We start from the raw sequence: 12,294 nt of genomic DNA, 5'->3' as shown, positions 1-12,294 counted from the left end.
TTATTTTGGTCTCTCAAATTTATGAAAACCGCTTCGCGTTTAAGCAGCTATTGGGTTACGTGTGCCGATGGCTTAGAAACCTTACTCCAAGAAGAATTAGAAGGTTTAGGTGTTCAAAACATTGAACGTTTTCCTGGGCGTTTAGTTTTCAAAGGTACACTGGAACATGCCTATCGCATTTGTATGTGGTCGCGTCTTGCGTCACGTGTACTCACACCAATTCATGTCCATGAACTGGAATTTAGCCATGACGCACGTGATGTTGCTGAAGAGCTCTACGAAGGTGCAATGAACTTTGACTGGTCGCTGATTTTTGCACCACAAAGCACCTTCGCCGTTCGTTTACATATTGAACGTGAAATTAAGGTGAACAGCCAGTTTGCAACTTTACGTGTAAAAGACGGTATCGTGGATTCATTCATGGAAGCTGTCGGTAAGCGTCCAAGTATTGATATTAAGCAACCTGAAATTACCATTTATGCACTCGCAGGAAAAACTGAACACACCTACTGTTTAGACTTATCTGGTGATTCACTGCATAAACGTGGCTACCGTCGTTATATGACCGATGCCCCAATTAAAGAAAACTTAGCCGCTGCGATTTTACAAAAAGCCAAGCTCCTTGCAAAAAGACCCGATATTTTCCTTGACCCAATGTGTGGTTCTGGGACGTTCATTATTGAAGCATTGATGATGCTGACTGACCGTGCACCTGGTTTAGTTCGTCGTTTCGGTTTCAATGGCTGGAATGGCCATGATCATGATCTGTGGATGAGCATTAAAGCGGAAGCAGCTGAACGCCATCAAACAGCCTTGGAACAACCTCTCCCTAAGTTCTACGCATTTGATGCAGACTGGGAAGCGGTAAAAGCCACCAAGCAAAATATTATTGCTGCTGGTTTTGAACGTGTACTTGACCAGATCCAAATCGAAGAACGAACTTTAGCCGATTGGCCAAACTTTGAAGCCGAAGGAAAAACAGCCTTTATTGTGACCAACCCACCTTATGGTGAGCGTTTGGGTGATAAAGCCTCAAACCGTGCTTTATATTTAGGCTTATCTGCTTTGCTGCAAAAGAACTTCCCAAATCAGACCGCAGCGGTCATAGCAGCAGCCGTTGAGCAAGCTGATGTATTGGCACTGAATGACCCGCAAACCATGCGTTTGATGAATGGTAAATTGCCAATTTACGTGCGTTCAGGTTCAGTTAAACCTGTTGCAGTGATCAAGCCATTCTTGGAAACATGGCAGCCTCAGCAGTTTGAAGCAATTGAAGGCGCTGAAGACTTTGCTAACCGTTTACAAAAGAACATGCAGACCTTAAAGAAATGGGCAGTAAAAGAAAACATTCACTGTTTACGTTTATATGATGCCGATCTTCCAGACTTTAACGTCGCAGTCGATTTGTATGGTGAACGTTTACATGTCCAAGAATATGCGCCACCGAAAAAAATCGATCCTGAAAAAGCCAAGAAACGTTTCAATCTTGCTTTACAGGCGATTCGTGCTGTAACAGGTTTAGGCCGTGATGCGATCTTTATCAAAACACGTGCTCGCCAAGAAGGTAAAACTCAATATACCAAGCAAAGTACTGCTTCTAAGCGTTTTATCGTGCAAGAAGGCAAAGCGAAAATTTTAGTGAACTTAACTGATTACTTAGATACAGGTTTGTTCCTCGACCACCGTCAAATCCGCTTACGCATTGCACAAGAAGCACGTGGTAAGCACTTCTTGAACTTGTATAGCTATACCTCTACAGCCAGCTTACATGCAGCATTAGGCGGTGCGGCAAGTACCACCAGCGTCGATCTTTCAAATACATATTTGAACTGGTCTAAAGAGAACTTCGTCTTGAACGGCTTAACGGTCGATCATGCAGATGAACAACATCAATTCTTTGCCAGCGACTGTTTTGAGTGGTTAAAAGAAGGTCATGAGCAATATGAGCTGATCTTTATTGACCCACCAACCTTCTCAAACTCGAAGAAGTTCTATGGCACCTTTGATGTACAACGCGACCATTTATCCTTGCTCAAACGCGCGATGAACCGTTTAACCACGGATGGTACTTTGTACTTCTCGAACAACTACCGTGGTTTTGAAATGGACGAAGAAATTTTGGCGTTCTTTGATGTCGAAGAAATTACCAATGAAACTATTGGGCCTGACTTCAAGCGCAATCAAAAAATCCACCGTGCGTGGAAAATCACCCACCCAAAAAACTAATGCACTGAAGATGAAATACCCGCTGGCATTTCATCTTCGCTAAATTTTGCATTAGACAATTTTCAGATGTAAAAAAGGGACGAAATGCGTCCCTTTTATTATGTTAGATCATCATATTTTGCATTATTCAGTCAGGAAATTGGTTTGCCCATATTTGTAATCAACTGACATTTTCATGACATTCCCTTCACGTTTCACCTGTCCTGAACTCTGCATCGTTGAAAGCATGGTTTCGATCTCTTGATCAGACATGCTGATGCCTCCTTTTTGCAGATAATTATTCATGATGCGCGAGATCATATTTTTATCAAACTGAATATCTGCTCTGTATTCCATTAAACTCGGCATCATTTTCACCATACCCATCACCGTCGATTGGTGGCTCGGCATAATACGCCCCGTCACACTCGCTTGTGCAACCCCTTCCCCAATAGCAAATTGGTTCTCTTTGGATTCAAAACGGAAACCTTCATTAATCACTGCCAATAAAGCAGGCTCCATATCTTTTTCCATTGCCTCTTTTGCCAAACAACTGTTTTCACTTTTCGCCAAAATATCAAACAACGTCTGCAATTTTTGTCGGTTTATATCGAGTACATTAAAATTAAACTGTACGTTTTGGACAGCGGGCGCTGAAGGCATTTTCATTTCATCTAGACGCAATAACATTTCAGTGTTTACAACTCGGTCTGTCAGTTCACTTTGCGTTTCTATACTAAAATTCTTTAGTTCGGCATTGGTAGGTTTATTGATATCTCGATCTGACATTTTCAACAAATCCATCTGAATTTTGGTTTCACCCGCCTCAAGATATTCACCATTCAGCCCTTGGTTGCTTTCTAGTTTTAACCCCACCATTTGCAAATGTATATTTGGATCGGTGACTGTTAAATTCGGAATTTCAAGCTGTAAATCCAGTATCTTTAACTGTTGTTCGATTGGTTTTGCACGAAACTTTAATGTCATCGGGTCTAATCTAGACTGGAGTTGAGCTTCATTGCGGGTAATCACTGGCGTAGTCAAGGTACTATTCAAAGTACCCAACCAATTCACTTTGCTTTGTACTTTAAGTGGTTCCTTCAACAAAGACTGAAGTGCGCCGGGTGCTTGCGTAATATTAATATCTGAACGAATCGCATATCCATTCCAACTCCGTTGAATATGATCCTGCCCCTTCAATTGGATCACTTCTTTCGGTTTACATGGGTCTAGGACTAATTCAGCGGTCCAGTTCGCACTGCCATTTAAAGCCCCCATTTGAAATTGTTGATATTGCAACTTTAAATCATTCGATTGTTTGGTGCTGTGTTGATAATAAGCCTTCAAGCTTTTATCCGCATAAAGATTCCCCCCTACTGCGACCACAGCAAGCGTAAGTACGCCTCCAATACCCCACTTCAATTGAGTCATTTCTTCTATCTCAAGTTGTTTGTTTTTTATTAAAATAAATTATAAAGAGAATCTTTAAATAAAGATAATTGTTTTGCAAATAAATCACTTAGATGCCATACCCATCACATAAATGTGAAAACTTACGTCACATTTTGGCTTAAAAATGTCAGCTTTTAACATTTCTATCCCGCAATAAAAAACCCAGCCGAAGCTGGGTTTTTTAGTTTCAATGAACCATTTACACGATTAACTCATTTTCACTTTGTCAAAGCTCAACTGACCATCATGTGCAGTGATCATAATATTGTCTCCAGCCACATAGTAACCCGACAATATTTTTTGTGCTAAGTTGTTTTCAACCTGTTGCTGGATGGCACGTTTCAATGGGCGTGCACCGTATACTGGGTCAAAACCAGCGTCAATCAATAAGTCAAAGGCTTGATCATCCACCGTTAAGCGCATATCTTTTTCAACCAAACGATCACGTAAACGATCCAATTGGATATCGGCAATACCACGAATTTGCGCTTTTTTGAGTGAATGGAAGACCACTAACTCATCAATACGGTTGATAAACTCTGGACGGAAATGTTGCGTCACGGCATTCATCACCACTGCTCGCACTTCTTCATCCAACGGATTGTCACCCAACTCACGCACATCACTCGAACCTAAGTTCGATGTCATGACGATCACAGTATTTTTAAAGTCAACCACGCGACCTTGCGAATCCGTTAAGCGACCATCATCCAACACTTGGAGCAAGATGTTAAACACATCGGGGTGTGCTTTTTCCACTTCATCGAACAGCACGACACTATACGGTTTACGGCGTACAGCTTCGGTTAGCACACCACCTTCTTCATAGCCGACATAACCAGGAGGCGCACCCACCAAACGGCTGACAGAGTGTTTTTCCATAAACTCGGACATGTCGATACGAATCATAGCATCGTCACTATCAAACAAGAAGTTTGCCAGTGCTTTAGTCAACTCTGTTTTACCAACACCAGTTGGGCCCAAGAATAAGAACGAGCCGCTTGGTCGGTTCGGATCAGATAAGCCAGCACGCGAACGACGAACCGCATTGGATACTGCAACCACAGCATCATCCTGCCCGACGACACGGTTATGTAAGAACTCTTCCATATGGAGAAGTTTCTCACGTTCACCTTGCATCATTTTAGCCACTGGAATGCCCGTAGCAGCACTAACGACTTCTGCAATTTCATTGTCAGTGACTTTGTTGCGCAGTAGTTTTGGCTCTTCTTTTTCCTCAACGACTTCTTCTTCATTGAGACGTTTTTCCAGCTCTGGAATCACACCATACTGAAGACGCGACATTTCACCCAAGTCGTTTTCACGCTGTGCTTTTTGCAGCGCAATACGCGCCTGATCCAATTCAGCTTGAACTTGTTTGGTACCTTCAACTAAGGTTTTTTCAGCTTTCCAAACTTCTTCTAGATCATTGTATTCGCGTTGAACTTCACTGATTTGCTTTTCAAGATGAGCAACTTCCGCACGACTACCTGCATCTTCATCTTTTTTCACTGCTTCAAGTTGTAGTTTCAATTGAATCAAACGACGTTCAAGTTTATCCAGAGCTTCTGGCTTAGAGTCCAGCTCCATTTTGATACGAGAAGCCGCTTCATCAATCAAATCAATTGCTTTATCAGGCAATTGACGGTCAGTGATGTAACGATGTGACATTTTCGCTGCTGCAATGATGGCAGAGTCTAAAATTTTCACACCATGGTGCACTTCATAGCGCTCTTTCAAACCACGTAAAATCGCAATGGTGTCTTCCACACTCGGCTCATCGACCAACACTTTTTGGAAGCGACGCTCTAGCGCAGCATCTTTCTCAATGTACTGACGATATTCATCCAATGTGGTTGCACCAACACAACGTAGCTCACCACGCGCGAGAGCAGGTTTGAGCATATTACCTGCATCCATAGCACCATCGCCTTTACCTGCGCCCACCAGTGTGTGTAATTCATCGATAAACAAAATGACTTCACCATCTTGTTTAGACAAATCTTTCAGTACTGCTTTTAAGCGCTCTTCAAACTCGCCTCGGTATTTAGCACCCGCAAGCAATGAACCCAAATCTAAGGATAAAACACGTTTACCTTGTAAGCTTTCAGGCACTTCACGGTTAATAATCCGCTGTGCTAAGCCCTCAACAATGGCTGTTTTACCAACCCCTGGTTCACCAATCAACACTGGGTTATTTTTGGTACGACGCGACAAAACTTGAATGGTACGGCGAATTTCATCATCACGCCCAATCACAGGATCTAACTTACCTGCCAGTGCGCGTTCAGTTAAATCAATGGTGTATTTATTCAGAGAATCGCGTTGATCTTCATGATTGTTGCTCATGACTTTCTCATCACCTCGAATTTTTAAAATGACTTTGCGTAAGCTGTCTGCTTGTACGCCCACGCTGTTGAGTAGCGTTTTAGTTGCCCCCACTTCGGCCAAGGCTTGCATCACCCAATCGGTAGACAAAAACTCATCGCCTGCTTTTTGTGCAAAACTATCTGCCAGATTTAGTGCTTTGACTGCCTCTGAACTTAAGTTGACGTCTCCTGTAGGATTTGTCAGTGTTGGTGCATCAGCTAGTGCTTGTTTTAATTTGCTTTGTAAAGCAGGTAAATTGGCACCCGCTTGTTGCAACAAACTCAGATTAGAGGTTTCATCTAACAATGTTGATAAAATATGAATACCTTCAATTGCGGTATGGTCTTTCCCCACTGCAAGTGATTGAGCATCTGAGAGAGCTTGCTGTAAGCGGTTTGTGAATTTTTCAAATCGCATTCTTGTTTTCCTCACAATAAATTTCGAACTTGATGGATATATGGGAACAATTGCTCAAAATTCAATTCAAATTTAATTAATTTTTCTACATTTTAACTTATTTTTCATTAGTTTATCTTAATAATAAACTCATAAGACTCGGTTATAAGATGGGTCTTCTCCGCCTTATTTTCAAGCGTCACCCCACATTATTTATGTATTAAAGACCACAACGACCTATCAATCAGTGACAACCAAAATTATTTGATCAATTATTAATCAAACAAGCAACGCATTTTTCTATTTATTCGTGTGATGAATTGTGTCCCAGTTTACGGAATCAAAACAAAAGCGTGAAGCATGAAAAAGGCCGATCACCAGATCAGCCTCAAATGACTTAAAAGTCAGCTTTTAATTTGCTTCAATAATCTCAAAATCATGGGTGATTTCAACCCCACCATCCATCAACATTTTGCTCGCAGAACAGTACTTTTCTGCCGATAATTCCACAGCTTTTGCGACTTGTTTTTCCTTCACCGCATGACCCGTAATCACGAAATGTAAGTGGATTTTTGTGAACACTGCAGGGATGCTATCTGCCCGCTCTGCCTTGAGTTCACAGCGTACATCGGTAATTTTTTGGCGTGATTTTTTAAGTATGGTCACGATGTCAAAAGAAGCGCAACCACCCAGTCCTGTCAGGATCAATTCCATTGGTCTTGGACCACGGTTTTCACCCCCATATTCTGGCGATCCATCCATGATAACACTGTGACCACTTTGAGTTTTTGCTTCGAAAGCAACATTCTCTAACCAATGAACAGTTGTTTGCATTGCAAGTACCTAAAAAAAGCTATAGATTGACGAAGTGACTTTACACTAACATAAATTGAGTTGATAAGGAATTTCAGCTCTGACTGTGTGACAAGTTCACCCTAGGTCTGTGCGATCTATATTTTATCCATTTTCGGAACCGTTAGCATGACTTCAAGCTTTTCACAATTAAGCACTGATGCGCTGTCTCCAGGTCAACTCCCCGAGTCAGTCAAAGCATTATTAAAACGCGCATATATTAATCGTTATCCTAAGCGTACCACCATCGTAGATGCAGGCTCAGAATCTAAATCTTTATATTTGATTTTAAAAGGTTCGGTCTCCATTATTCTGCGTGAAGACGATGAACGTGAAATCGTAGTCGCTTATTTAAATGCGGGTGATTTTTTTGGGGAAATGGGTCTATTCGAAGCAAACTCACAACGTACTGCTGAAGTGCGTACCCGTGATGTCTGCGAAATTGCTGAAGTGACTTATGAAAACTTCCATGAACTCAGCAAACAATACCCTGACCTGAGCTATGCAGTATTTGCACAGCTGGTACGCCGTCTAAAAAATACCACACGTAAAGTGACTGACCTTGCATTTATCGATGTTTCAGGTCGTATTGCACGTTGCCTAATCGACTTATCGTCGCAACCTGAAGCGATGATTTTACCAAATGGCCGCCAAATTCGTATTACGCGTCAAGAGATTGGACGTATTGTCGGTTGTTCACGTGAAATGGTTGGTCGTGTTTTGAAAACACTCGAAGAGCAAGGCATGATCGAAACTGATGGTAAAGCCATCTTAATTTTCGATGCCTCTTTAGAAGAGTCAAAAGCGAATGCTGATGACTATGAAGACGAAGAATAAGACTTTCCTCCATAGCTGATACAGCCAAAAGCAAATCTTAGGATTTGCTTTTTTTTATGTCTTTAAATCTGCTTCTGCTTTGACAAAATCATGACAAACTTTGTAAAAATAGTGATTTAACCTACTGGGCATAACTGTGTAATCTAATTCGACCGAAAAAACGCAGTCCATAAAAGGAAATGTTGAATGCAATTTAAACCCTTAGCCGATACAGGTATTTTGGTTCCTGAAATTTGTCTCGGCACCATGACCTTTGGTGAGCAAAACACTCAAGCTGAAGCCTTTGAGCAACTTGACTATGCTTTGGCGCAAGGCATTAACTTTTGGGACACTGCGGAAATGTACCCTGTTCCTCCAAAACCTGAAACTCAAGGTGCGACCGAAAGTATTATTGGCCAATGGATTGCCCAGCGCGGCGGTCGGGACAAGCTATTTTTAGCCTCTAAAATTGCGGGGCCATCTCAAGGTGGTAGTCATATTCGTGATGGACAGACTCGTTTTAATGCAAGCGACATTTCTACCGCCCTAGATGGCAACCTAAAGCGTTTACAGACCGATTATATTGATTTATATCAACTACACTGGCCACAGCGCCCAACCAACTTTTTCGGAAAATTAGGCTATGAAAACAGTGAAGCCCATAACACGCAAACCGTGACCTCTTTGCAAGAAACACTACAAGCATTAGAAACAGAGATTCAAAAAGGGCGTATTCGTTATATTGGCTTATCTAATGAGACGCCATGGGGCACTATGAAGTTTCTACAGATTGCAGAACAGCTTGGCCTGTCTAAATTTGTCACTGTGCAAAACCCATATAGCCTACTGAACCGCACTTATGAAATTGGCATGTCGGAAATTGCGAAATATGAAGGCATTGGTTTACTCGCCTACTCCCCACTCGCTTTTGGCTATCTCACAGGTAAATTCCGTAATGGTGCACGCCCAGCGAATGCTCGCGTGACGCTTTTCAGCCGCTTTAGTCGTTATAGCAACCCAGAGAGTGAATGGGCAACAGAACAGTATGCACAATTGGCTGAACGTCATGGTTTAACACCGACACAACTGGCTTTAGCCTTCATCAAGCAGCAGTTTTTTGTGACCAGTACGATTATTGGTGCGACCAACTTAGACCAGCTGAAAGAAAATATTCAAGCTTTTGAGATTGATTTATCGGAAGAAGTTTTACAGGGTATTCAAGCTATTCATCAGCAACAACCTAATCCTGCGCCATAGATATTTCTTAATTAGCTGTTCAGGTGAAGCACTACTTCATCTGTAACAAATAATTTATGATTTTCAAAATCATCAACTGACAATAAAAAAGGACGCCTTGGCGTCCTTTTTTACTCAAAAACAAATTAACGTCTTTGGTTATAAACCGCTTGAGCAGCGGCTAAGTTCTTACGCATTGCTTCAATACGTTGACTATTTGAGGGGTGCGTCGACAGGAATGAAGAACCGCCTGCTCCATCGAGCTTATTCATTTTTTCCCACAGACTAATTGCGGCTTGAGGGTTATAGCCTGCTTTAGCCATCAACATTAAACCACCTTGGTCTGCACGACTTTCTAGGCTACGTGAGTATGGCAAGCCAATACCAATTTGACTACCTAGCTGCGCTGCTGCTGAACCTGTTTGACCTACACCTGCCGCACTTAGACCAATTCCCAAGGCCAAATCCGTTAATGCCTGCGCACCCACTTTACTCTTCGAATGCTCTTCTAAAGCATGCACCATCTCATGTCCCATCACCGCTGCAATTTCAGCATCAGTTAGGTTCAATTTATCTACAATACCCGTATAGAACACCACCTTACCACCAGGTGCAACATAGGCATTGACCTGATTTGACTTAAGTACTGCCAACTGCCAGTCAAATTTCGTTCCAGTTTGGTTCATTTGATCAGCATATGGTTTCAAGCGATTGAATACACCATAAATACGCTTATACGTTGTTGATGAGGTATCTAAGGTCTTTGTGGTTCGTGCTTCATTCACTGTTTTGTTGAAGCCTTGGGTTGCTGCTGCATTTAATGTTGCAGTATCTGCACCTGCCACTTCCGCAAAAGTTGCACAACCTGAAATGGTAACCACACTTGCTGCACACAAACTCATTAATATTTTATTTTTCATTATTGCTTAACTCCATCCATCTCAAAGCATTTTACATAATGTGCTGAATTATATTGAATAGACTTAAAGTGTTAAATATCATCACCGCGTTTTATCATAGCAATTATGTAAAAATATCTTCACAATTAAGCACAATAAGCCAAATTTCCGTGCTAGAGCGATATCTACACACTACCTTAAACCTAGTTACATAAACTGAATCAAAAGCCAATAAACCAAACACAGGATATTTAAACCCAAATACAGGTGGCTTAAGGGTTCAATTTTTTCCTCAAGGGTCGCACTTTTACGCTTTGCAAACAGAAATGCATTTTGGAGCAGTATGATCGGCACCAAGATACAAGCAATAATCACAGACAATCCAATGAGTGCACTATAAATCACGTCTGGATCGGTGGTTTGCCCTTGAATAATCATCATCGCGATTGTTGGCGCACCACCCATAGCAAAAAGTAGTGAGTAAAAAATAGTTCCCGCGATATTCTTTTGCATCCTGCCTGCTCATCTGTTTATTGTGCATTTTATTCTAACAAGCACTTATACACTATGTCGTGCTTATTCATGCAACTTTAGTCGGGAAAGTCATTCCAGCTCAGCAGCTTAAATCAATATCTGTCAAGCTCATGTACAGATGTACCGCACAAATAAAAAACCCTGTACTAGACAGGGTTTTTTATTCGATGCTTTATCGCTTAAGCGTCAAATGGATGACGTAAGACAATCGTTTCTTCACGGTCTGGACCTGTAGAAATGATATCGATTGGGCATTCGATTAATTGTTCAATGCGTTTTACATAGTTGATCGCTGCTTGTGGCAATTGATCCATTGATTTCGCACCAAAGGTAGACTCAGACCAACCTGGCATTGTTTCGTAAATTGGTTTTAAAGTTTCAAATGCAAGCGCATCAGAAGAACCAACACAACCAGAATCTGCCGCTTCGTAACCTACGCAGATTTTCACTTCTTCTAAACCATCAAGAACGTCAAGTTTAGTTAAGCAAATACCTGAAAGTGAGTTTACGTCTACAGAACGACGAAGGATTTCAGCATCGAACCAACCACAACGACGTTGACGACCCGTAGAGGCACCAAATTCAGAACCTACAGTCCCTAAGTGCTTACCAATCGCATCACCTACGTCATTTGCAGCGTCATAAACCAACTCAGTTGGGAACGGACCTGCACCTACACGTGTTGTGTATGCTTTAGTAATACCCAATACATAGTCAAGATGTAAAGGCCCCAAACCAGAACCTGAGCTTACGCCACCAGCAGTCGTGTTTGAAGACGTTACATACGGATATGTACCATGGTCAACATCTAGAAGGGAGCCTTGAGCACCTTCAAACATGATGTTATCACCATTTTTACGGTAATTATGCAGCTCTGTAGTGACATCAATCACAAGTGGTGCAACCACTTCACGCCATTGATCACACAGCGCAAGTACATCTTCTAATTTAACTGCTTCTACGCCGTAGAATTGTGTTAATTGGAAGTTATGGTACTCAAGAAGTTCAGTTAACTGAGCTTTAAGATGCTCGCCACCACGAACCAAGTCTGCAACACGAATTGCACGACGTGCAACTTTGTCTTCATACGCAGGACCAATACCACGACCAGTGGTACCAATTTTCGCATTACCACGCTTGATTTCACGCGCTTGGTCAAGTGCAATATGGTTTGGCAAAATCAGTGGACAGTTCGGAGAAATACGTAGACGTTCTTTAACTGGCACGCCTTCTTTTTCAAGAATGTCCATCTCTTTGATGAGCGCTTCAGGAGAAAGCACCACACCATTACCAATTAAGCACAGTACGTTTTCACGTAAAATACCAGATGGAATGAGGTGTAATACAGTTTTCTTACCACCAACGACAAGTGTATGACCTGCGTTATGTCCGCCTTGATAACGAACGACCGCAGCCGCTTGATCTGTGAGCAGGTCGACGATTTTACCTTTACCTTCGTCGCCCCATTGGGTACCGAGTACCACAACATTCTTGCCCATAATAGCCTCATTGCATCATGCTGTTAAAATTGAAG

General features: G+C 41.9%; 9 protein-coding genes. 3 read left to right on the top strand and 6 right to left on the bottom strand.

Features of this window, described 5'->3' with window-relative positions:
• The first annotated feature begins 21 nt into the window (after positions 1-21).
• Positions 22-2,226 (top strand): bifunctional 23S rRNA (guanine(2069)-N(7))-methyltransferase RlmK/23S rRNA (guanine(2445)-N(2))-methyltransferase RlmL, encoded by a 2,205-nt coding sequence (rlmKL, locus tag F986_RS14140; RefSeq protein WP_004696190.1) that lies wholly within the window; start codon positions 22-24, stop codon positions 2,224-2,226.
• Positions 2,227-2,349: 123 nt separating this feature from the next.
• Here the strand turns inward: rlmKL and F986_RS14135 are convergent, their stop codons facing one another.
• The 3 genes from F986_RS14135 to F986_RS14125 all read right to left on the bottom strand — a co-directional run bounded on the left by F986_RS14135 (position 2,350) and on the right by F986_RS14125 (position 7,257).
• Positions 2,350-3,636, bottom strand: a complete 1,287-nt coding sequence (locus tag F986_RS14135; RefSeq protein WP_004696188.1) for a DUF945 family protein — start codon at positions 3,634-3,636, stop codon at positions 2,350-2,352.
• Between the two features lie 228 nt (positions 3,637-3,864).
• Complete coding sequence (gene clpB, locus F986_RS14130) at positions 3,865-6,444, bottom strand: ATP-dependent chaperone ClpB (RefSeq protein ID WP_004696186.1); 2,580 nt, start codon at positions 6,442-6,444, stop codon at positions 3,865-3,867.
• Positions 6,445-6,834: 390 nt separating this feature from the next.
• A complete protein-coding gene (locus F986_RS14125) occupies positions 6,835-7,257 on the bottom strand; it encodes an OsmC family protein (protein WP_004696184.1) in 423 nt (140 codons plus the stop codon).
• A gap of 147 nt (positions 7,258-7,404) precedes the next feature.
• Between F986_RS14125 and crp the strand changes: the two genes are divergently transcribed.
• Positions 7,405-8,112 carry a cAMP-activated global transcriptional regulator CRP gene (gene crp / locus F986_RS14120; protein ID WP_004696183.1) on the top strand — a complete coding sequence of 236 codons (708 nt, stop codon included), beginning with the start codon at positions 7,405-7,407 and terminating at the stop codon, positions 8,110-8,112.
• A gap of 186 nt (positions 8,113-8,298) precedes the next feature.
• Positions 8,299-9,348 (top strand): NADP(H)-dependent aldo-keto reductase, encoded by a 1,050-nt coding sequence (locus F986_RS14115; protein ID WP_004696182.1) that lies wholly within the window; start codon positions 8,299-8,301, stop codon positions 9,346-9,348.
• 125 nt (positions 9,349-9,473) lie between these two features.
• Here the strand turns inward: F986_RS14115 and F986_RS14110 are convergent, their stop codons facing one another.
• The 3 genes from F986_RS14110 to F986_RS14100 all read right to left on the bottom strand — a co-directional run bounded on the left by F986_RS14110 (position 9,474) and on the right by F986_RS14100 (position 12,259).
• Positions 9,474-10,247, bottom strand: a complete 774-nt coding sequence (locus F986_RS14110) for a M48 family metallopeptidase (RefSeq protein ID WP_004696181.1) — start codon at positions 10,245-10,247, stop codon at positions 9,474-9,476.
• Positions 10,248-10,433: 186 nt separating this feature from the next.
• Entirely contained in the window at positions 10,434-10,739 is a 306-nt protein-coding gene (locus F986_RS14105; protein ID WP_004696180.1) for a hypothetical protein, read from the bottom strand.
• Positions 10,740-10,939: 200 nt separating this feature from the next.
• A complete protein-coding gene (locus tag F986_RS14100; RefSeq protein ID WP_004696178.1) occupies positions 10,940-12,259 on the bottom strand; it encodes an adenylosuccinate synthase in 1,320 nt (439 codons plus the stop codon).
• Positions 12,260-12,294 lie beyond the last annotated feature (35 nt).

This window comes from Acinetobacter johnsonii CIP 64.6 (genome assembly GCF_000368045.1).
Lineage (GTDB): Bacteria > Pseudomonadota > Gammaproteobacteria > Pseudomonadales > Moraxellaceae > Acinetobacter > Acinetobacter johnsonii.
The sequence above is the reverse complement of the archived record's forward strand: the minus strand, read 5'-3'. Positions and strand labels throughout refer to the sequence as shown.

Bases quoted from the DNA above. Each gene is read 5' to 3' on its own strand.
- F986_RS14115 (WP_004696182.1), top strand. From the start codon at position 8,299: ATGCAATTTAAACCCTTAGCCGATACAGGTATTTTGGTTCCTGAAATT.
- clpB (WP_004696186.1), bottom strand. From the start codon at position 6,444: ATGCGATTTGAAAAATTCACAAACCGCTTACAGCAAGCTCTCTCAGAT.
- rlmKL (WP_004696190.1), top strand. From the start codon at position 22: ATGAAAACCGCTTCGCGTTTAAGCAGCTATTGGGTTACGTGTGCCGAT.
- F986_RS14125 (WP_004696184.1), bottom strand. From the start codon at position 7,257: ATGCAAACAACTGTTCATTGGTTAGAGAATGTTGCTTTCGAAGCAAAA.
- F986_RS14110 (WP_004696181.1), bottom strand. From the start codon at position 10,247: ATGAAAAATAAAATATTAATGAGTTTGTGTGCAGCAAGTGTGGTTACC.
- F986_RS14105 (WP_004696180.1), bottom strand. From the start codon at position 10,739: ATGCAAAAGAATATCGCGGGAACTATTTTTTACTCACTACTTTTTGCT.
- F986_RS14135 (WP_004696188.1), bottom strand. From the start codon at position 3,636: ATGACTCAATTGAAGTGGGGTATTGGAGGCGTACTTACGCTTGCTGTG.
- F986_RS14100 (WP_004696178.1), bottom strand. From the start codon at position 12,259: ATGGGCAAGAATGTTGTGGTACTCGGTACCCAATGGGGCGACGAAGGT.
- crp (WP_004696183.1), top strand. From the start codon at position 7,405: ATGACTTCAAGCTTTTCACAATTAAGCACTGATGCGCTGTCTCCAGGT.